We start from the raw sequence: 21,367 nt of genomic DNA, 5'->3' as shown, positions 1-21,367 counted from the left end.
TGTGCCGACCGACCCCGACTTCAGCAGGAGGTGCCATGCGATCGCCCATCCCGGATTTCCTCGATGAGACGCTCGACCGTTTCCGACCGGATCGGTCCGGGGAGAATGCGGACTACATCCCGGATCTCGCCACAGCGGATCCGGAGAAGCTCGCGATCTGCATCTCCACCCTCGACGGCGTCGAATACACCTCCGGCGATGCCGATCATGAGTTCTCGATCCAGTCGATGTCGAAGCCCTTCATCTACGGCCTCGCCCTCGAACAGGAAGGCCTGTCCGGAGTCCTCGAGAAGGTCGGCGTCGAACCCAGCGGTGAGAAGTTCAACGAGCTCTCCCTGGACAAGAAGTCGGGCCGCCCGCTCAACCCGATGATCAACGCCGGGGCCATGACGATCCACTCCGTCCTCGGCGACCCCGGTGCAGGACTGGCAGAACGCACGGAGATCGTGCGCGCCGGTCTCTCCCGCTTCGCCGGCCGAGAGCTGACGATCGACGAATCGGTGGCCGATGGCGAATGGCGTGAGGCCTACCGCAATGTCGCCATTGCGAACATGCTCCGGTCCTACGACATCTTCTACGACGACCCCGACGAGGTGGTCCGCGGCTATATCGAACAGTGCGCGGTCACCGTCACCGTCAAGGACCTCGCCATCATGGCCTCGACCCTGGCCGGCGGCGGCGTCAACCCGCTGACCGGTGAACAGGTGCTCTCTGCCCGGGTCAATCGGCAGGTGCTCGCAGTCATGATGACGTGCGGCATGTACGACGCGGCAGGCGACTGGATGACAGAGATCGGGATCCCCGCCAAGAGCGGCGTCTCCGGTGGTGTCTTCGGTGTCATGCCCGGTCAGGTCGGCATCGCCACGTTCTCACCGCGCTTGGACAGGCACGGCACGAGCGTCCGCGGAGCGAAGATCTTCCAGGACCTGTCCGACAGGTTGAGCCTGCACATCATGGATGCGCCTGAGCCGGCCCGCTCGATCATCCGCCGCGACCGTCGCTTCGTCGACGCGGAGGGCAAGATGGTCCGCATCTGCAGCCTGCAGGGACTCATCCAGTGGAGCGGTTCGGAGAACGTCCTGCGCGCCATGGACGAGCCCGGCGCCAGCACGAACACGTTCGTCCTCGACCTGCGCCGCGTCAACGAAATCAACTCCGTGGCCCGGAGCATGCTCACCGAAGCGCTGTCGCGCAAGGAGGACGACGGGATCCGCGTGGTGCTGCTCGATCCCGAGGACATGATGCAGTGCAAGGGACCGAACTCCGCTCTGCCGGGCGTGCAGATCCTCGATTCGCTCAGATCGGTCAAGGGGCTCAAACGCATCCGCGACGATCGTCGCCGGGAGATGGCCGACCGTCTGAGTTGACGGACCTCGGCCGCCGAACAAGGTTTGATAAGGTGAGCCTAACCCCTGCGCCGGGGCGGCTCGGCCGACCGTGAGCTCTCAGGGGCACCCCGTCTGAGAAAGGCCGCCTGTGACGACCGCACCCAACACCCCCGAGCGCACCGCACGACCCGCCCGCCAGCAGGCGATCCTCACCGTCCTGGAGACGACCGAGGTCAGCCCGCATCTGGTGCGGATCCGCCTCGGCGGCGACACGTTCGACAACATCGCCTCGAACGATGCGACCGACAAGTACGTCAAACTCCTCTTCGCCGATCCGGCTCATGAGCTCATTCCGCCCTATGACCTGACGGAGCTGCGTGAGCAGTCCCCCGAGAAGCTGCCGAGCCGCCGCACCTACACGGTGCGTGAGATCGACCTGGACGAGAAGTGGCTGACCATCGACTTCGTCATCCACGACGATGACGGGATCGCCGGCCCCTGGGCGAAGAATGCACAGCCCGGAGACACGCTCGTCCTCTCCGGTGCCGGAGGCAAGTACGCCCCTGCCGACGCCGACTGGCACCTGCTCATCGCCGACCACTCCGCGATCCCCGCCGTGAGCTCCGCCCTCGAAGCCATGCCGGCCGGGGCCGCCGGTGTCGTCCTGGCCTGTGTCACCGATGAGGCCGATCGCGTTCTGCCCGAGGTGCCCGCAGGCATCGAGGTGAAATGGGTGGACTCGGACGACGAGCTCATCGCCGCAGTCGAGGATCTTGAGTGGCATTCCGGCACTCCGCAGGTCTTCGCACACGGCGAGCGCGAGACGATCAAGGCGATCCGCAGGATTCTCAAGGACCGCGAAGTGCCTCGCGAGTCACTGTCGATCTCGGCCTACTGGGCCCGCGGTCGCGCCGAGGACCAGTTCCAGGCCGAGAAACGCGAACCCATCGGCCAGATCGACTGAGACGCAGCGCCGCCTCTGAGCAGGGCCTCAGGTGCTGAGGTGGGCGGTCGACGCGAAGTCAGCTCCGGCGGCGCCTCGCCGGCGACGGTGATGTCTTCGGGTTCGAGATTGCGTGAGATCGGCAGGTCCTGTTCAGGCGTGGTACCGAAGACCCGCACATCCTCGCGCATCGTCTTCGCACCGCCGTCCTCGAACTCGTGGAAGTCTGCGGTGTGCACATCCGTCTCCGACGGCGCGGCCGCCTCGGCGGCCGCCGAGGCGGTGAGCGTCTTCGCGGACAGTGGGCTCGTTCACCCGGCACCGGAGTGCAGGTCAGGCCAGGTCGAGGCCCTCGGCCACCTCGGCGACCTTGCGCTTCGCCGCTTCATCGAGGTCACGGACCGGCAGGGGCAGACTTGCCGGCCCGACGAGACCGAGGTGTTCGGCGATGGCGGCACTCACGCGCAGGCTTCCGCCGAACTCGGTGAACAGATCCCACAGCGGCTGCAGCTCGGCCGAGAGTTCACGGGCCAGCTGCGCATTGCCGAGTTCTGCGGCCCGGGTGATCTCGAGCAGCGGCTCGGGTATTGTGCCGCCGACGGCCGTGTACCAGGCATCGCAGCCGGCGATGAGGCCCTCTGCGCCATGGGCGTCGCCGGAGATGCCGATCGTCACCTGACTGCCGATGGCTGCGCGGATCTCACCGATGCGCTCATCCCATCCGCCGGGCGAGGCCGGGGACCCGGGAATCTTGATCGAGGCCACTCCCTCGAGTGCGGCCACACGTGAGTAGAGCTCGGTGGTGAACGTGAAGTGTGTGGTGCCGGGGTTGTCGTAGACGACGACGGGCAGGTCGGTGGACTCGGTGACCGTGCGGAAGAGGCCGAACACCTCGTCGTCGGTCAGCGGCTGATAGCTCACAGGGGCCAGCAGCAGTCCCTGGGCTCCGGCGGCCTCGGCGGAGGCGACGTTGGCCAGTACGTCTCGTGTCCGCAGCGCCCCGACTCCGAGGAGGACGGGGATGTCGAGAGCTGATTCGACAGTCAGCTGCGCCACGCGTGCCCGCTCGTCGGTGTCGAGGTAAGCGTAGGAACCGGTCGATCCCAGCGCCGTGATCGAGTCGACGCCGGCCAGGACGAGGCGATCGATGAGACCGACGAAGGCATCCTCGTCGAGGGTTTCGCCTGTCAGCGGGGTGAGCGGGAAGGCACTCAGTCCGGTGAACAGGGTCGGGTCGTACGCGTGGGCGTTCGTCAATGCTCCTCCTCCTCCTCGGATGGCGGCAGTCGATGGGTCCGCCGATGTTCAGTCTGCCAGGTCAGCGGACAGGTAGGTCTCAAGCGGATCGAACTCCGGTTGGGCCGAGGTGACCTCCACGGTCGCCGCGCCTACGGCGTTGGCCGCCCGCAGTGCGCGTTCCGGCTCGAGTCCGCTGGTCAGACCGATGGTCAGGGCAGCGCAGTAGGCGTCTCCGGCACCGACGGTGCTCACGGGGTTCGCTCGCACCGCCTCGGCGAAGGCGATCTGCTCACCGTTCTTCAGCAGCGCCGACCCCTCCGCCCCATAGGTGACGGCCACGAGCTTCGCGGTCTTCAGCTGCGGCAGCTGGGAGTATTCGTACTCGTTGACGATGATGAGATCGGCGCGGTCGACCACCTCGGCGGGCAGAGGAAGGGCGGGAGCCGCGTTGACGGCGAGGAACCCGGGAACGCGCGCGGCGAGCTCGGCAATGAGGTCGAGGGAGATCTCGAGCTGAGTGAGTACGGCCTCGTCGGCGCCGAATTCGATTCCGGCGAGGCTGACCTCGGCATTCGCGCCTTCGCACACGGCGATCTGATTCTCTCCGGCGGCGTCGACCATGATGAGCGCGGTCCCGGTCTCGGCGGTCGCCTCGGCGATGTCATCGACCCGGACTCCGGCGGTGCGGAGGGCATGGAGCATCGCCTGGCCGTCGGAGTCGCGACCGACCGCACCGATCATGCGGGTCCGCGCACCGAGGCGGGCGGCAGCGGCGGCCTGATTCGCGCCCTTTCCGCCGGGCGAACGGGTGAGCCGGCCGCCTCCCACGGTCTCACCGGCGATCGGAAGTCGGGAGGTGGTGGCGGTGATGTCGGCGTTGATGCTGCCGACGACCGTCAGGGAGCAGTCGATGGTCATGGCCCCATTATCGACGATCGGGGTCGGAGCGAAGGCGACTATGGACGATCAGGAACGATCAGGTACGGCTGGTCGCGGGAACGGGAGAAGCCCCGCGATCCGTTTATACAGATCACGGGGCTTCTGGTCGGGGTGAGTAACGGGACTTGAACCCGCGACATCCGCGACCACAACGCGGCGCTCTACCAGCTGAGCTATACCCACCACATGCGCTGCACCTCAGGTGCAGACAGCAATATATATCCTAACCTCACCCGCTTCACCCGGGCAAACCAGAACCGCATCCCGGGCCCGATGAGACGCAGATCTCATTGCGTGCAACGATTCAGTAGAGATCTATAACGGTTTCGGAAAACTGGTAGGAGCGCTCCTCGTCATTCATTAGTATTGACTCGGCCCTGTCCACGACTCCCAAGGAACCCTGTACATGCCTCGTGCGTTGATCTCCGTCTCCGAAGACGGGTTCACCTACACCACCCTCAACGGGGCGACGAGTCGCTATTCGGACACCGGGCAGGCCATCTCATTCCTCGGCGATTATGCCAAGGAGACCGCGACTCCCCTGACCGTGACGATCGACGACGGGACGAAGAAGACCGAGATCGGCATCGACGAGAACGGGAAGGTCGGGACCGCCCCCACACATGACACCGGCACCGAGGCGGCCGCGGACGACTCAACCACTGCTTCGTCCGCGAATGGTTCGGCTGAGGCGGTCGAGCAGGACGACACCTCGAACTCGAACGGCGACAGCTACCCGATGGGCACCCCTTTCTCGGGACCGGCCGCACCAGCCGCGCCGACGGTGAAGAAGACACCGGTGCGAAGACGGTCGGCTCGCAGCCGCCCGCAGCGACTGAAGAAGATCACCATTCCGGGGCTTGTGCTCATCGGTCTGGCGATCCTCATGATCGGCGCATTCGTTGTTCCCAACATCGTCCCGGTCGACTCCCCCGATACCCCGCAGACCATCGGTTCGGAACAGCAGATCAACCCCGCGTCCGAACTCTCCGTCGACAAGACTCGGGACGTTGTGCCCAGCTACGACAACTCCCCCGCTTGGGAGACCGAGGTGCCCAAGCGCGCCTCGGTGACGGCCTCCGATCGCGGCGTCCTCCTCGTCAACGACAACCGTCTCGAGGTCCTCGACGCGGACACCGGCAAGTCTCGGTACAAGGCCAAGATCGATGAGTCCCCGACCTTCGCCGTCGACACCGTCATCGACGGCCGTCCGGCCCTGCTGTGGCAGTCAGGCAACACCGCCGAGGCGCTCTTCGACGGAGACTCGAAGCCCAAGAGCTACGAGCTGCCGGAGAAGGCACGCATCACCTCGGCCGGCAAGAGTGTGCTCATCAAGTCGGGCAACAAGCTCTCGACCTTCGGGGCCGAGGGACTGGAAGACGTGCCCACCCCGCAGGCCGGTTCGACGCCGATGGCCATCGATGACGATGAGCTCTACAGCTCCGACTGGAACGGCCCGGTCAAGGCGAAGAACATCAAGACCGGCGACGAGCGCAGCATCAAGCTCGAAAGCCCCGGCGACGAACTGAAGATCATCGACTGGATCTCGGCCGGCCACGGCAAGGCGATCACACTGTGGGGCGAGCAGGGCGCCTCGACGAACTCGGGCCACAGGATCCAGCTTGTCGTCCACTCCCTCGAGGACGGTTCGATCCTGTCGACCGTGACGACGACGACCGACATCGTCGGTGAGAAGTCCTGGGTGCGCGGACAGGCCGGAAAACGCGCCTACATCGGTCCGTATCTCTTCGATCTGGAGTCGGGTCTGCTGCTGATGGACGTCTCCAGCCGTGACATCCACCTCTCCGAACCGCGCGGATCCATCGTCCCCTGCACGATGGACACGAACACCTCGTGTCTGCTCGCCGGCAAACAAGCGTTCAAGACCGACACCGATCTGCTGGCGGTCATCGACGACGGCAACGAGGCACTGGTGCTCGGCGACGACTCGACCGTTCGGGCGTATCCGAAGAAGTCGGACAAGCAGGATCGCTAGCAGGATCGTTAGCTCTGTGGAGGGGCCTCCCGCCGCCGGGCGCCGGTTGCGAACCGCCGCTCGGTCATGGATCCCGCGCCACGGCGAAACACGCCAGCGGCTTTAACACATCTGGTCGAGACATTAAGATGGGCACCGATGTGTCTGAACGTCATGTCCCCTTGACCCAATAAAGTCGGAATCCCCACCGCGAAGGAACGTAGTGCCAGTCTCACACCGGTTCAGCCGCAGAGCCGCCGCAATCGGCGCTGCGCTTGCCCTGGCCGCACTTCCTCTCTCGGCGACGTTCACTCCCGCAGTCGCCCAGCCGAGTCCCACTCCCACGGCCGAAGCCAGTTCGACCGCCGACGCGGAGGATGCCGGCAGCACTGCTGACGCGAATACTTCCGCCGGGGCCGATTCCGCTTCCGCTTCCGGCGATGATGCTGGTTCGACATCAGACAGCAAGGACGTGGCCGATTCGAGCAGCGCCGACAACGGCGTGACCGAGGTCGAAGGTAAGGACGACGACAACCCTGATGAAGACGGCGACAAGGCCTGCAAGGATCAGGAGTGGACCTCGGATGAACCATGCGAGATTGGGGGTGAACTCACAGCCGATTGGAAAATGATCGGCAATCAGCTGTCTGTTCCAGAGAATGATCAGGAAAAAGGTAAAGGCACCCTGCCAAATAGCTGGGTCGGGAAGTCTTTCAAAGCTCCGGAACAGGCAATGAAACGCATTCCCGCTCAGTCGTCCGACGACGATGCCGCCGCCGGATCGACCGCGAACGATGCGGATACCGACGACAGCGGACAGTCCTTTGCCGAAGCCACCGCTGAAGCAGCACCTACGGAATATCACTTCAATGAAGAGGGTCAGATCGTTGCCGAGGGTCAGACCAAACCGATGAACTTTGAAGAGTTCGCTCCTTCTGGCCCGGATCCGGCATGGACTTTCACGGTCAACGATGCGGGCCAAATCGTCGCTGAAGGTGAGCAGTACCCGGACACTGGCGACGGGGCCGACGCTGACGGCGAGACGGACGGCTCCACAAAAGATGGTTCGAAGACCGGTAACGACAACGGAACGGCGGACAACGGCTCTTCCTCATCCGCCGATGGTGTGACCGCGGCTGACGGCTCCGACAGCGACACGAGCGGGGACAAGACCGCCAGCAAGGACGGGGCCACCTCCGACGACAACTCCGATGACGACCGCGAAGCCGACAAGGACGGGACGAAATCGGACAGCGACAACTCTGACGACAGCACCAGCTCGACCGACGGCGGAACCTCCTCGGACTCGGGCACAAAGGACCGTGCGAACACGTCCGGTGACAAAGACTCCGACGACAGGGAATCTGACGCCGACACCGGTTCAGGTTCCGACGGCTCACGCAGCAGCGATTCCGACAGCTCAGGCTCCGACTCGGATTCCGACGAGGACGAAGAGAAGGATTCGGACAAAGACGGTTCCGGATCACCGATCGGCGCCTCCGACGCCGACGGCACCACACCGGACCCTGCGAACGGCAACGGATCCCCCGATGAACGCGAGACCATCCCCGGCAACGCCGGTGACGAATGGCTGCCCGGGGATGACGAGGACAGTGAACGTCCCGACTATTCGGATCCGGTGCCGCGCAACCCCGATGAGCAGACACCCAAAGACGACACGGACCTCATCACGGGCGGGGATCAGCCGTCCCCACGGGCCAATCAGAATCCGGCGACCTCATTCGGCGAATCCATCATCTCCACGATCGTCAGCTCCTGGCCCATCTTCGTCCTCGCCGCCTCAGGCATGGCCGCGGTCGGGTTTATCATCTACATCATGGGACGCCGCGGAAAACAGGATTGAGGCCCTATGGACCTCTTCGACTCCGAACTGCGCGTGATCGCCGCCGCCGAGGAACACGCCCGCGGGCTCGGAACCGATGAGAACCACACCGTCGCCGCAGCCGCGATGGACACCACCGGAGCCATACACACCGGCGTCAACGTCCACCATTTCACCGGCGGGCCCTGCGCGGAAGTCGTCGTGATCGGTGCCGCCGCGGCCGCGAACGCCGGCCCGCTGGTCACCTTCGCCGCGGTCGGCGACCACAGCCGCGGATTGCTGGCCCCGTGCGGACGCTGCCGTCAGGTAATCCTCGACCTCCATCCCGATGCGCTCGTCGCAGTTCCAGACGACATCACAGGCCAGCGGTCGATCGTCCCGATCCCCGCGCTGCTCCCCCACTCCTATCGGCATCCGGAGTCAGCACCGACGCGGCTGCTGAGATTCCACGCCCGCTACTTCGACGCGGTCACGGACGGGACGAAGACGCTGACGGTGCGGTGGAACGAATCGCACCGTACAGGTCCGGCCCTGGCGTACTTCGAGAACACCGAGCATGGCACCCTCCCGGTGGAAGTCTCCTCGGTGATGGTGAAACGACTCGACGAACTGGGGGCGGAGGATCTCGACCTCACTCGCCCGGGCGCGCTCGACCGGTATATCGGCAATCTCCGCGGCCACTACCCGACCATGCCCGCGGATGCGAGCGTCGAGATCGTAAGATTCCGTCGAACCGCGGCCGATATCTGACACTCGCAGTGCCCAGCCGCTAAGCTGGACAGCGAAGCACTGTGGCACAAGGTCACAGACGCAGGATTGCATTATCGACCGGGAGGACTCGACCCGATGACTGACAACGTCTACACCTCAGATGTGACCGTCGACCAGGCGACAACCGCACAGCTCGCGGAGTCGATCCGTCTGCGCGAGGAGCGCATCGCCGAGAACATCGACGAGCTCGTCGGTCGCATCCACCCGAAGGTGCTCGCGACCCGCGCCGTCAACAAGGCGAAGTCCGAGGTAGTCGAGGAAGACGGCTCCCCCAAGCCCGAGATCCTCGCACTCGGCGCCGGCGCCGTCCTCGGTGTGGCCGCCCTCGTCGTCGGGCTCTCCGGTCGCAAGCGTGGCTGATGCCGCACTTCCGATCCGGATGCTCCATGACCGGATTCTGCTCGAACCCAGCGAGGAAGCCGGGGAACGCAAATCCTCGGCGGGCATCGTCATCCCCGCCACCGCCAGCATGGGCAGACGGCTCGTGTGGGGCAAGGTCGTCGCCGCGGGCCCGCACGTGAGGCAGGCCAACCTCGGCGACACCGTCCTCTACGATCCCGAGGAACTCGCCGAGGTGGAGCTCGAGGGACGGGCGTATGTGCTCCTGCGTGAGCGCGACGTCCACGCGATCTCCGAACCGGCCGAGCAGTCCAGTTCCGGCATGTATCTGTAGGGACTGGCCGCTGTCTGATCGGGTATCTGACCTGGGGCTTGCGACCTTCATCACAAAATCAAATATGGGCCGATCTCGGTTTGCATGATCGGCAGACACCTGAGTAATATTAATTCTCGTTGCGCGGGATGCGCGGCACGCACCTCTAGCTCAATTGGCAGAGCAACTGACTCTTAATCAGTGGGTTCCGGGTTCAAGTCCCGGGGGGTGCACAGCACACTGACAACCGCCATTCGGATCATCCGGGTGGCGGTTTTCTGTTCTCTTTCCTGCGAAGAGATCGTGTAGGCCAAGATGTGGGTCTGGACTGGACGTGTCAGCCTCGACACTGCTTTCGGTCCCTGAGAAGCCGATCGTCTCCTCCCAGCCCATCTCGAGTTTCGCCACCTTCGGGGCGCCACGCGATGATAGCCAGGCCCAGGGAGTACCGAACGACCACTGGTCCTCGGGTGCCTCGGCATGAAGATACAACAGCAAGTGAAGATAGACTGCCTCCATGCAGAACTTCGCTGACCGTAAGCCAGGTCTCGGTCAAATCGTACGCAGTCTACGAACAGAGTCCGGATCGGCGATGTTTCTGGCGCTGGTCACAGTATTGGCGCTTGCGTGGGCGAACTCGCCGTTATCTGAAAGCTATTTCGCGCTCTGGCATCAGGAGGTCGGCTTCGATGTCGGTCCCGTGGGCATGCATATGACTCTGCACCACTGGATCAACGACGGACTCATGGTGATCTTCTTCTTTGTTGTCGGACTAGAGGTGCGGCAGGAGTTCGCGCACGGATCTTTGCGCGATCGAAGTCGTGCTCAACTCGCTTTGATAGCTGGCGTCGCAGGCGTCGCTCTCCCGGCTCTCGTGTATGCGTTTGTCGTCAGCTTGTCCGGCGGTAGAGGACTTGGCGGATGGGGTGCTGTCGTCGGAACGGATACAGCGTTCATGCTCGGCGCTTTGGCAATAGTGGGTCCACGACTGTCAGGTCAGTTGCGTGTCTTCCTCCTCACCCTGACAGTGGTCGATGACTTCCTGGCAGTATCGATCATTGGCATTGTCTATAGCGATGAGATCAAGTTTGTCCCCTTGTTGATCGCTCTAGCCTGCCTCATCGGCTTGTGGGCGCTTGGCCGTTCACGACAGTGGATTACGGGGCCTTATGTGATCATTGTGATTGTTCTGTGGTTCGCCACTGTCTCTTCCGGGGTTCATGCTTCACTCGCGGGCATGATAGCCGGGCTGCTCATCCCTGCCTACCCTACCCAGCGCCACGAGGTAGTTGCTGCCCGCCAGCTTTTCCGTGACTTCTGGCAGTCGCCCAGCGCCGCCTCGGCGCGCGGTGTCAACCGCGGCCTAGCACGGGGGATCTCGGTGAACGAGAGAATGCACGAAGTCCTTCGCTGGCCCACTGCGCTGCTTGTCGTGCCGATCTTCGCACTCGCCAATGCCGGCGTCGACCTCAGAGGTGGATTGCTCGCTGATTCCCTCGGCTCATCCGTGACCTGGGGAGTCATTGCTGGCCTCGTACTCGGTAAGCTTCTTGGAATCGGCTTTGCCACTCTGCTGGCAGTCCGGATGGGCCTTGGCCGACCGCCAGAAGGGGTGGGAATGGGCAGCGTCTTCGGCGGTGCAGCGCTTTCAGGCATCGGGTTCACCGTCTCTCTGCTCGTCATCGGACTTGCCTTCGGCTCGACAACTGATCTCGGGAGACAGGCGACTGTGGGTGTCCTGGTCTCCATGGTGCTCGCCGTTGCCCTGGGCTGGTTGATTTTCAAGATCGCTGCCAAGCGGTGGGGTGAGGAGACTGCAGATCTGCCCATGGTGCTCGATCCTACGGTCGATCCCGAAGTCGATCACATTCGCGGCCCGCAGGACGCCAAGCTGACTCTGGTCGAATATATCGACTTCGAGTGCGAGTACTGTGCACACGCCACTGGCTCCTGGGAGGACCTGCGCGCGCAATTCGGCGACGATCTTCGTTACGTAGTGCGGCATCTTCCCCACCACCCACACGGACCATTGGCTGCAAAAGCGTCTGAAGCAGCTGCAAACCAAGGCGAGTTCTGGCGATGGCTCGATTTCGTATTCACACACCAGGACGCGCTCGAGCGGGAGCATCTCCTTGCCTATGCGGAAGAGCTCGGGCTGAACGTCGATCGCTTCATCCAAGACATGGACAGCGAGGATGTCGCGCAACGAGTCAACCGCGACCTCGTGAGTGCCGAGGCCAGCGGTGCTCATGCCACCCCAACGTTCTTTGTCGAAGGTCGGCGCCTGTTGGGCGACTATGACGCCCGGACGTTGACTGCGGCGCTCGAAGCGAGGAGGCGCGGCACACGTACCCAGGAGGCACCCCGCTGAAAGGATGGTGAGGGGGTCGGCGACTACTACCGAGGCCTGTCAAGCCGCGGGTTTCACAGAGGCTCCTATTCTGGTCTCCTTGGCAGCCGCGGGTTCTGTCGCGGACTGGTTGATCCACTCCGAATGGACCTCGAGTGGCGGGCGGCACCCTGTCGCTGGGTGCAGTCGGGTCTTGTTGCACCAGGCCACGACCACGTATTGCGTGTTTGCCCCGTTTGCGACGTCCAGATCGGCCTCGGCACGGACGACGCGCTCGACGGCACGATCCTTGAGCTCGTCGGCGTATTTCACTGGCAAGAGAGAATCTCCTTCCTCCAATCTCCCTGCCTCTATTATCCCTGGGGCGATTCAACTAGGCTGAACCAGCAGGCGAAAAATAAACGCTTTCGCATGCAAGTTCCAGCAGAAAGCTGGATGACCATCCTATGGAAGGACACGAAAATCATGGCTGATGGCAATCGCGCAGTAGTGTTCGCTAATCCACAAGACATGCAGGTCGAAAATCTCGACTTCCCAAAACTGGAGATGCCCGACGGAGCAAAAGCACCGCACGGTGTCATACTGAAAATCGTCGCTACGAATATCTGCGGAAGCGACCTCCACATCTACCGTGGCTCTTTCCCAGTGCCCCAAGGCATGGTCATGGGACATGAAATGACAGGCCAGGTAGTTGAGCTCGGATCCGACGTCACTTTCCTCAAGGAAGGCGATCTCGTCTCGGTGCCGTTCAATGTCGCCTGCGGCCGGTGTCGCAATTGCCGGGCGCGCAGGACGGAAATCTGCGAGACTACGAATCCAGATGTCGCCTGCGCAGCCTACGGGTTCAACCTCGGCAATTGGCAAGGTGGACAGGCGGAATACCTGTTTGTGCCCTATGCCGACTTTCAGCTGCTCCGCTTCCCAGACAAGGACCAGGCCATGGAGAAGATCCGCGACTTGGCCCTCTTGTCAGACATTCTTCCCACTGCATTCCACGGACTCATGGAGGCCGGCGCCAAGCCAGGCTCGACAGTCTATATTGCCGGTGCAGGACCTGTCGGCCGTTGCGGGGCAGCGGCAGCTCGCCTCCTCGGAGCGTCATGCATCATTGTCGGCGACTACCACAAGGACCGCCTCGATCTGATGAAACAGAACGGCTGCGAGACCATTGACCTCAACGAGGATGTTCCTCTGACCGATCAGATCGAAGCTATTCTAGGCGAGCCCATGGTGGATTGTGCGGTGGACTACGTGGGCTCGGAAGCACATGGAATCGGTCGTGAGGCCGGAGATATGGATCCCGCGCACGCGATCAATCAAGTCATGGACGCTACCCGACCTGGCGGAGCCACCGGCATTATCGGAGTCTACGGACCCGATCCGCTTGCAGAGTCGAAAGCAGAGCAGGAAGGAACTTTCCCACTCGACTTCGGAAAAGCATGGATCAAGTCACCTCGAATCTCGGGCGGCCAGGCACCGATCATGCACTACAACCGCGAGTTGATGATGGCCATTCTCTGGGACCGCATGCCGTACCTCAGCGACATGCTCAACACGAAGATCATCAGTCTCGACGATGCTCCAGACGCCTACGCAACCTTTGATAAGGGTGCTTCGGACAAGTTCATCATCGATCCGCACGGGCTCATTCCAGCCTGACCTGATCCACCCTCCAGAAGGACTGCAAGCTTCATTTAACGACATCAGAGAACGGGTTCGGGTGCTGCCTTTGGTGGCACCCGAACTGCACTAACTGTCCGATCAGTCTGTCTTCACATCGATTGACACGTCTTCGCGCGAAGCTAGGTGGTGTCGTGACCTTAGCGAGCTAACTCTGCCACCCGCCAGATTTCAATCGGCCAGCTGGTCAACTCTGAAGAGCTCAAGGAGTGATGCTCCAGACTACTGGCAGCACACTCGTAAGCAGGCTTACCTTGGTGTCTCCAACGGCCCCTTCTCATCTAAGCTCAAAGGCGCGTCCAAGCTGACTCCTCAGAACGACCGCTATTCGCAGCTCGAGGTGTCATCGAATCCGGTTCAATAGCACTCACGAACCCCAGCTTCCCAATTCAGTCCTGACCGGCGCGGGCATAGGCACCGAGAACCTGTCTCTCCGAGTCCCCGAGGTAGACGGCAAGCCTAGCAGCGGCGGCCCCCGGCCCATCAGAGCGATAGATCTCGACCACCTCGCGGTTGCGCTCGATGAAGGGCGCATGGAGGAAGTCGAGGACCTCCACCTTGAGGAAGGCCAGGCGCAGCTCGGCGAGCACATTGGCAAACGACCGCATCAACCGCCTGCTGTCCGACAGCGAGACGACGGCATTGTGGAACCCCATGTTCGCCGTGCCGACTTCCAGCCAGTTCTCTTCGGCAGCGAACTTCTCGGCAGCCTCGACGGCCGCCTCCATCCTCACGGCGTTCGGGTGATTGCGCGGAGCGTACTCGAGCACCGAGCACTCCACATGATGACGCACCCGGTAGATGTCGACGACATCGGCGGTGCTCGGTGACGCCACTGAGACGCCTCGGTGCGGGATATGCGTGACCAGGCCCTGCTCACCGAGGACCCGGAACGCCTCACGCAGAGTATTGCGCGAAACATCGAATTCCTTCGCCAGCGCGGTTTCGGACAGCCGCTCACCCGGGCGCAGCTCTGCAGCGATGAGGCGGTCAGTGAGCCTGTTGACCAGGGACGAATCGTGATTCACCTCTCCATCCTACTGAAACAGCACCCCGAAATCCCATCCGTCCGTCGACAAAGAGACGACGAGAAGTGTGACCTCCGTCTATGTTTGTTGAACAATGAGTGCTACATTGTTTACCACTTTACGTGCGCCAGGACACATACATCGCTGCCCTCACCCCATCGGCGCACACGAAGGAACAACTGACCACCAGACAGTCGGAGACTCCCATGTCACACGCACCGGAATCCCAGCCGCCGGAATCCTCTTCTACGGATGGGGCCGCCTCGGGCCTTGACAATGCCAAGAGCGAAATCGGCTCCAAGATCAGCCGCAGCGCGATCATCGGCGCCATCTTCCTCATGGCCACCTCGGCGATCGGTCCGGGCTTCATCACGCAGACCGCCACCTTCACGGCTCAGATGGGTGCGGCCTTCGCCTTCGCGATCTTCGCGTCGATCCTCATCGACATCGCCATCCAGCTCAATATCTGGCGGATGGTGACCTCCTCGGGCAAACGCGCAGCACAGCTGGCTTCCTCGGCCGTGCCGGGTTCGGGCATCCTCCTGTCCGTCCTGATCGTCGTCGGCGGACTGGCCTTCAACATCGGCAATATCGCCGGTGGCGGCCTTGGCCTCAATGCGCTGCTGGGCATCGACCCGAAGCTCGGCGGACTGCTCACCGGCGTCCTGGCGATCGGCATCTTCCTGTTCAAACGCGCCGGAAAGGTCGTCGACGCCGTCGTCCTCGTCCTCGGCGTCGGAATGATCATCCTCACCTGTGTCGTCGCCATCGTCTCGAACCCGCCGGTCGGTGAGGCGCTCAGACAGTCGATCGCGCCCGACACCATCAACTTCGCCACCGTGACCACGATCGTCGGCGGCACCGTCGGCGGCTACATCACCTATTCCGGCGCCCACCGGTACCTCGACTCGGGCAAGACCGGCCCGGAGAATGCCGGTTCTGTCATGCGCTCGGCTCTGTCGGGGATCCTCGTCACCGGTGTCATGCGCTACGTCCTCTTCCTCGCCATCCTCGGCGTCGTCGCCTCCGGTGTCGCTCTCGACCTCGACTCGAGCGTGGCCAACCCCGCCGGTCAGGCCTTCGCCGCAGTCCTCGGCGATGCGGGAATGCGCATCTTCGGCGCGATCTTCTGGGCCGCGGCTCTGAGCTCGGTCATCGGTGCCGCCTACACTTCGGCGACGTTCCTCTCGGCGTTCTCCAAACGCCTCGAGGGCGGCTGGCCGCTGCAGCTGGCGACGGTGTCCTTCATCGTCGTCTCGCTCGTCGTCTACCTCGTCCTCGGCACCGCTCCGGCAACGCTGCTCGTCTTCGTCGGCGGCTTCAACGGGCTCATCCTGCCGATCGGTCTGACGATCTTCATGTACATCGGCTGGTTCAGGCCGCGCCTGCTGCGCACTGATTCGTACCCGAAGTGGTTGCTCATCATCGGCACCGCGGCAACACTGGTCACGTGGTACACGGCCACACAGTCCATCGGCCCCATCTTCGCCATGATCGGAATCGGAGGGTGACATTGTCTGTCAACAGCGAACTGAGAATCGACCTCAACTCTGACCTCGGGGAAAACGTTCCCGACCGTGTCGTCAGTGACGATGCCGCCATGCTCGGCCTCGTCACCAGCGCGAACGTGGCCTGCGGTTTCCATGCCGGAAACCCCGAAGGCATCCGTGCCACCGTCGCCGCCGCGACGAAGGGCGGAGTCGTCATCGGAGCACATCCCGGCTACGACGATTACGAAGGCTTCGGTCGCCGCGCCCTCGACGTGCCGGCAGCGACCCTGCAGGCGCAGGTCGAATACCAGATCGGCGCGCTCATCGGCCTGACCACAGCCGTCGGCGGAACCGTCTCCTACGTCAAGCCCCACGGCGGCCTCTACAACGCGATCGTCCACGACGAAGCGCAGGCGAAGGTCGTCGTGGACGCGGTCAAAGCCATCGACGACTCGCTGGTTTTCCTCGGCCTCGCCGGCAGCGTGGCCAACCGCGTCGCCGCCGGGGCCGGGCTGACCGTTGCCGCCGAGGCCTTCGCCGACCGGTCCTACAACCCCGACGGTTCCCTGGTCTCCCGGTCGGAGCCGAACGCGGTCCTCCACGACCCAGAGGCCGTAGCCTCCCGCGTCCTGCGCCTCGTCCAGACCGGACAGGTCGAAGCCATCGACGGCAGCCACGTCGACATCGATGCGCAGTCCATCTGCTTCCACGGCGACAGCCAGGGATCCATCGACATGGCCCGGGCTGCCCGTGATCTCCTCGAATCCGAAGGCGTCACGATCGCCGCCTTCGCCGGAGTCGGCAAATGAGCGCTGCAACCACGACCGCCACTGCCACCTCCGGCGCCACCGCCATGGACGCTATGCGGGCGGCTGGTGCGGAAGCGCGCGCACGCATCCGGGCAGGATTCGACGGCCCCACCTCGGGGATGGCGCCGGGACTCGTCCAGGCAAACCTCATCTCCGTCCCCGTGGATTGGGCCTTCGACGTCCTCCTGTTCACCCAGCGCAACCCGAAGCCGTGCCCGGTCGTCGACGTCCTCGAACCCGGGCAGCTGTCCTCCGCACTGGCTCCGGGCAGCGATATCCGCACCGACATTCCCGGCTACCGGATCTGGGAGAACGGCGCGCTGGCCGCCGAGGTCACCGATGCCACCGAGGCATGGGAGCAGCATCCGGACCTCGTGTCCTTCCTCATCGGCTGTTCGTTCACCTTCGAGAACGGCCTGACCGAGGCGGGCATCCCGATCCGCCACCAGGGGGCCGGTCGCAACGTGCCGATGTACCGCACGTCGACGACCTGCCTTCCGGCCGGTCGGGTCAGCGGCGACATGGTCGTGTCCATGCGCCCGATCCCGGCCTTCCAGGTCGCCGAGGCTGTGCGCATCACCGACCGCTTCCCCGCCGTCCACGGTGCACCGATCCACATCGGCGAACCCTCCCAGATCGGCATCGAGGACCTCGATGCCCCGGATTTCGGTGACGCCCCGGTCATCGAAGACGGCGACATTCCCGTCTTCTGGGCCTGCGGTGTCACCCCGCAGGCAGCCATCCAGGCATCGGGAATTCCCTTCGCGATCACGCACTCACCTGGGAAGATGTTCATCACCGACGAACCGGAAGACACCTACCGCCAATGACTTCGACCCCGCTGACCGACTCCCTGACCTTCCACACCGCCTCCAGGCATCACCTCCTCGTCGAATGCGCGGACCTGTCCGCGACGATGGCCCTGCACCACAGTCTCGAAGCCGCCGATCTGCCCGGCGTCACCGAACTCATCCCGGCCGCGCGTACGGTGCTCATCAGCTTCGATCCCGCCCGCACGAGTGCCGAGATCCTCGCCGAGGCTGTGCACGGGTTCGGGCACACCGAGTCGGTCTCGGATGCGGCCCGGGAAGTCACGATCGATGTCCGCTATGACGGCGATGACCTCGCAGAGGTGGCCGACCTCCTCTCCGTCTCCCCCGCCGAGGTGACCGCCCGCCACCAGGCCGCGACCTGGGAGGTCGCGTTCGCCGGCTTCGCTCCCGGCTTCGGCTACCTCGCCGGTGACGACGAGCTCTTCACCGTTCCCCGCCGCTCGTCCCCACGCACTCGTGTGCCCGTGGGTTCGGTGGCTCTGGCCGGTGAATTCACGGGCGTCTACCCTCGCTCCTCCCCCGGCGGGTGGCAGCTCATCGGACGCACCGATGCGAAGCTGTGGGACCTGGACCGGGAACCACCGGCCCTGTTCGTACCCGGCACGATCGTGAAATTCGCCGAGGCGGGCCGCGAGACCGTCGAGGTCGCGGGCTCGAGTGCGGGGTCGGGTTCGACAGGTTTCTCGGGTTCGCCAGTTGCGGTGTCGGATTCTGCGGTGGATTCAGCAGCGGATTCGGCATCCGATTCGGCGGCAGCGGTCTCCCACTCCCTCGAGGTGCTGCGTCCCGGGCTGCAGCTGCTCATCCAGGATCTCGGCCGACCAGGTTTCGCCTCGATGGGAGTTTCCGCCGCCGGGGCCGCCGACCGCACCGCGTTGACCACCGCCAACCGTCTCGTCGGCAATGCCGAGACCGCTGCCGGGCTGGAGAGCTTCGGCGGCGGAGTCCTCTTGCGCTGCACGGGTGACGGCGTCGCCGCCGTCACCGGGGCCACCGGAACGATCACCGTGACGGCTGCCGATGGCACGGTCCTCATGCCCCGCCTAGGCGAGGCCTTTGCCCTGTCCGACGGGGACGAACTCGATCTCGGACCAACCGAGCGCGGAGTCCGCCGCTACGTGGCAGTCCGTGGTGGCATCGACGTCGAAACGGCCCTGGACAGCAGCTCCGCCGATACCCTGGCCGGGCTCGGTCCGGCCGCTGTCGACAAGGGCACCACGGTGAGTGTGCACGATCCGCGGACGGCGCCCCACCTCGTCGACCCCAATCCCACGCAGCCAAGGGATCTTCCGCAGGCGGGTGAGACCGTGATGCTGAGCGCGACGCTGGGACCGCGTGAGGATTGGTTCACCGAGGCCGGGATCAAGACTCTGCTGTCACAGGAGTGGACGGTCACCCACGAATCCGACCGGGTCGGACTGCGACTGAACGGTGAGGTTCCACTCGAACGTGCCCACACGGGCGAGCTGCCCAGCGAAGGCGCGGTCACCGGTGCCCTGCAGGTTCCGCCGAACGGTCAGCCGGTGCTCTTCGGGCCCGACCATCCGCTCACCGGCGGCTATCCGATCATCGCCAGTGTCGATGATGTCGACCTCGCCGCGCAGCTGCCTCCCGGCGTGAAGCTGCGCTTCACCACCTCTGCCCGACCGACGCCGAACCCCCGCCCGGCCGAGGCGTCCCGCACCGCAGCAGGACCCCGCACCAACGAGAACGAAGGCTGAACTATGTCGAGAATCCTCATCGCCAACCGCGGCGAGATCGCCGTCCGCATCCTCCGCGCCTGCGCCCAGCACGGGCACACTTCGGTGGCTGTCTATGCTGATCAGGACGCCGACGCCATGCATGCCCGGCTTGCAGACGAAGCGTTCGCTCTGCCTGGGACGACAGCGGGCGACACGTACCTCAACATCGATGCGATCCTCTCCGCAGCGAAGGCCGCCGGTGCCGATGCCGTCCACCCCGGTTACGGATTTCTGTCCGAGAACGCCGACTTCGCCGCCGCCGTCGAAGGCGCCGGCCTCATCTGGATCGGTCCGACCGCTGACACGATCACGGCCCTCGGCGACAAGGTCACGGCCCGTCAGCTCGCGCAGAAAGTCGGCGCTCCCCTGGCACCGGGCATCGACCGTCCCCTGGAGAACGCGGCCGAGGTCGAGTCCTTCGCCGCCGAGGCAGGACTGCCGATCATCATCAAGGCCGCCCACGGTGGCGGCGGACGCGGAATGAAGATCGTCCACGAGCTGACCGAGGTAGCCGGTGCCTTCGAATCGGCGACCCGTGAGGCCGTCGACGCCTTCGGTCGACCCGAATGCTTCGTCGAGAAGTACCTCGAGCGTCCCCGCCACGTCGAGGTCCAGATCGTCGGCGACGGTCAGGGTCGGGTCGTGGCCGTCGGTGACCGCGACTGCTCCGCTCAGAGGCGCAATCAGAAGCTCATCGAGGAAGCACCCGCCCCGGGACTGACGGATGAGCAGCGTGAGCGCCTGCACCGTTCGGCCGAAGCCATCTGCGCCGAGGTGGACTACCGCGGTGCCGGCACCGTCGAGTTCCTGCTCGCTGCAGATGGCACCATGACGTTCCTCGAGGTCAACACCCGACTGCAGGTCGAGCATCCCGTCACCGAGGTGACCTCAGGGGTCGATCTCGTCGCCGAACAGTTCCGCATCGCCTTCGGCCAGGGACTGTCTCTGGAATCGACCCCGCAGCCGGTCGGTCATGCCATCGAACTGCGCATCAACGCCGAAGATCCCGGCCGTGGCTTCCTGCCGACTCCGGGACGCATCGATGTACTCGATGTGCCCGGGGGTCTCGGCGTGCGCTGGGATTCCGGTGTGCGTACCGGTGACACAGTGCAGCCGGCCTTCGATTCCCTCTTCGCGAAGCTCATCGTCCACGGTCCCGACCGCGGGCAGGCGATCGCACGCACCTTGACAGCGGCGAAGGAGCTCCGCGTCGACGGGGTTGCCACGGTGCTGCCGTGCTCACTCGCCATCCTCGGCGACGAGGCGTTCACCGGTCTCGGCGGCGACGGTGTCGACGGCATCCACACGCAGTGGATCGAAGCCGAGCTGCTGCCGCGCTTCGAGACTCAGGACCGCCCGGCCCCGGTGGCCGACGGTCAGATGCAGCGCATGTCGATCGAGATCGACGGGAAGCTCACCAGCATCGGACTGCCCGCGGGACTACTGGCGGCTCTCGGCTCGGTCGGTGGGACCGGTGGCGAGGGCGATGCTGCCGTCAACGGTGGAGCCGCCTCGGCGAGTGCCGGGGATGTCACCGCACCCGTGCCGGGCAGCCTCGTGGACTTCCTCGTCGATGACGGCTCGCAAGTGGCTGCCGGTGACGAGGTCGCCGTGCTCTCGGCGATGAAGATGGAGACTCGGGTCGAAGCACCCGTCGCGGGAACATTGCACCAGGTGGCGGCCGTCGGCGACGTCGTGGCCGTGGGTCAGGCGATCGCACGGGTCGAGTGAGACGGCGGGGCCGC

Annotated in this window: 18 protein-coding genes and 2 tRNA genes; 15 read left to right on the top strand and 5 right to left on the bottom strand. The window is 64.3% G+C overall.

From position 1 onward, the window contains the following. Positions 1-35: 35 nt before the first annotated feature. Positions 36-1,367, top strand: coding sequence for a glutaminase (locus GUY37_RS05820; RefSeq protein ID WP_166823332.1), 1,332 nt, complete (start codon positions 36-38; stop codon positions 1,365-1,367). Between the two features lie 109 nt (positions 1,368-1,476). Further along, positions 1,477-2,292, top strand: a complete 816-nt coding sequence (locus GUY37_RS05815) for a siderophore-interacting protein (protein WP_166823329.1) — start codon at positions 1,477-1,479, stop codon at positions 2,290-2,292. On the opposite strand, the gene GUY37_RS18995 is transcribed toward GUY37_RS05815, so the two are convergent. The 4 genes from GUY37_RS18995 to GUY37_RS05795 all read right to left on the bottom strand — a co-directional run bounded on the left by GUY37_RS18995 (position 2,220) and on the right by GUY37_RS05795 (position 4,632). Continuing rightward, positions 2,220-2,510: a hypothetical protein gene (locus GUY37_RS18995; protein ID WP_208094776.1), complete on the bottom strand. Its 291-nt coding sequence runs from the start codon at positions 2,508-2,510 to the stop codon at positions 2,220-2,222. The two genes, GUY37_RS05815 and GUY37_RS18995, sit on opposite strands and share 73 nt — an antisense overlap. A 94-nt stretch (positions 2,511-2,604) precedes the next feature. After that, positions 2,605-3,528 carry a dihydrodipicolinate synthase family protein gene (locus tag GUY37_RS05805; RefSeq protein ID WP_166823327.1) on the bottom strand — a complete coding sequence of 308 codons (924 nt, stop codon included), beginning with the start codon at positions 3,526-3,528 and terminating at the stop codon, positions 2,605-2,607. 48 nt (positions 3,529-3,576) lie between these two features. After that, on the bottom strand, positions 3,577-4,428 hold the full coding sequence (locus GUY37_RS05800) for a ribokinase (RefSeq protein WP_166823324.1): 852 nt from the start codon (positions 4,426-4,428) through the stop codon (positions 3,577-3,579). 131 nt (positions 4,429-4,559) lie between these two features. Next, positions 4,560-4,632: transfer RNA gene (locus GUY37_RS05795), tRNA-His, on the bottom strand. A 223-nt stretch (positions 4,633-4,855) separates the two neighbouring features. Here GUY37_RS05795 and GUY37_RS05790 point away from each other — a divergent pair. The 8 genes from GUY37_RS05790 to GUY37_RS05755 all read left to right on the top strand — a co-directional run bounded on the left by GUY37_RS05790 (position 4,856) and on the right by GUY37_RS05755 (position 13,699). Continuing rightward, a complete protein-coding gene (locus GUY37_RS05790) occupies positions 4,856-6,445 on the top strand; it encodes a hypothetical protein (protein ID WP_166823321.1) in 1,590 nt (529 codons plus the stop codon). A 202-nt stretch (positions 6,446-6,647) separates the two neighbouring features. Further along, positions 6,648-8,288: a hypothetical protein gene (locus tag GUY37_RS05785; protein ID WP_166823318.1), complete on the top strand. Its 1,641-nt coding sequence runs from the start codon at positions 6,648-6,650 to the stop codon at positions 8,286-8,288. 6 nt (positions 8,289-8,294) lie between these two features. Next, positions 8,295-9,017 carry an ASCH domain-containing protein gene (locus GUY37_RS05780; RefSeq protein ID WP_166823315.1) on the top strand — a complete coding sequence of 241 codons (723 nt, stop codon included), beginning with the start codon at positions 8,295-8,297 and terminating at the stop codon, positions 9,015-9,017. A 96-nt stretch (positions 9,018-9,113) separates the two neighbouring features. Next, positions 9,114-9,398, top strand: a complete 285-nt coding sequence (locus GUY37_RS05775) for a DUF3618 domain-containing protein (protein WP_166823312.1) — start codon at positions 9,114-9,116, stop codon at positions 9,396-9,398. Beyond that, positions 9,391-9,711, top strand: a complete 321-nt coding sequence (locus GUY37_RS05770) for a GroES family chaperonin (protein WP_135808739.1) — start codon at positions 9,391-9,393, stop codon at positions 9,709-9,711. The genes GUY37_RS05775 and GUY37_RS05770 overlap by 8 nt, the downstream gene beginning before the upstream one ends. Before the next feature lie 139 nt (positions 9,712-9,850). After that, a tRNA-Lys gene (locus GUY37_RS05765) sits at positions 9,851-9,923 on the top strand. Positions 9,924-10,207: 284 nt separating this feature from the next. Continuing rightward, positions 10,208-12,061: a Na+/H+ antiporter NhaA gene (nhaA, locus tag GUY37_RS05760; protein ID WP_166823309.1), complete on the top strand. Its 1,854-nt coding sequence runs from the start codon at positions 10,208-10,210 to the stop codon at positions 12,059-12,061. Positions 12,062-12,505: 444 nt separating this feature from the next. Further along, positions 12,506-13,699 carry an alcohol dehydrogenase catalytic domain-containing protein gene (locus GUY37_RS05755; protein ID WP_166829400.1) on the top strand — a complete coding sequence of 398 codons (1,194 nt, stop codon included), beginning with the start codon at positions 12,506-12,508 and terminating at the stop codon, positions 13,697-13,699. Positions 13,700-14,109: 410 nt separating this feature from the next. Here the strand turns inward: GUY37_RS05755 and GUY37_RS05750 are convergent, their stop codons facing one another. Further along, a complete protein-coding gene (locus GUY37_RS05750; RefSeq protein ID WP_166823306.1) occupies positions 14,110-14,748 on the bottom strand; it encodes a GntR family transcriptional regulator in 639 nt (212 codons plus the stop codon). A gap of 206 nt (positions 14,749-14,954) precedes the next feature. Here GUY37_RS05750 and GUY37_RS05745 point away from each other — a divergent pair, with 206 nt between their 5' ends. Genes GUY37_RS05745 through GUY37_RS05725 form a run of 5 tightly spaced genes read left to right on the top strand, consistent with a single transcriptional unit; the run spans position 14,955 to position 21,353 of the window. Next, the gene (locus tag GUY37_RS05745) at positions 14,955-16,259 is read left to right on the top strand and encodes an NRAMP family divalent metal transporter (RefSeq protein WP_166823303.1); all 1,305 of its coding nucleotides are present in this window, start codon (positions 14,955-14,957) and stop codon (positions 16,257-16,259) included. A 2-nt stretch (positions 16,260-16,261) separates the two neighbouring features. Further along, complete coding sequence (locus tag GUY37_RS05740) at positions 16,262-17,047, top strand: LamB/YcsF family protein (protein ID WP_228278385.1); 786 nt, start codon at positions 16,262-16,264, stop codon at positions 17,045-17,047. A gap of 53 nt (positions 17,048-17,100) precedes the next feature. Further along, on the top strand, positions 17,101-17,877 hold the full coding sequence (locus GUY37_RS05735) for a putative hydro-lyase (protein ID WP_208094847.1): 777 nt from the start codon (positions 17,101-17,103) through the stop codon (positions 17,875-17,877). Further along, on the top strand, positions 17,874-19,601 hold the full coding sequence (locus tag GUY37_RS05730) for a 5-oxoprolinase subunit B/C family protein (RefSeq protein ID WP_166823300.1): 1,728 nt from the start codon (positions 17,874-17,876) through the stop codon (positions 19,599-19,601). The genes GUY37_RS05735 and GUY37_RS05730 overlap by 4 nt, the downstream gene beginning before the upstream one ends. Before the next feature lie 3 nt (positions 19,602-19,604). Further along, entirely contained in the window at positions 19,605-21,353 is a 1,749-nt protein-coding gene (locus tag GUY37_RS05725) for an acetyl/propionyl/methylcrotonyl-CoA carboxylase subunit alpha (protein WP_166823297.1), read from the top strand. Positions 21,354-21,367: the final 14 nt, after the last annotated feature.

It is taken from the genome of Brevibacterium limosum (assembly GCF_011617705.1).
Taxonomy (GTDB): Bacteria; Actinomycetota; Actinomycetes; order Actinomycetales; family Brevibacteriaceae; genus Brevibacterium; species Brevibacterium limosum.
Note: the sequence above shows the minus strand (reverse complement) of the source record. Positions and strands in the feature narration are given on the sequence as shown.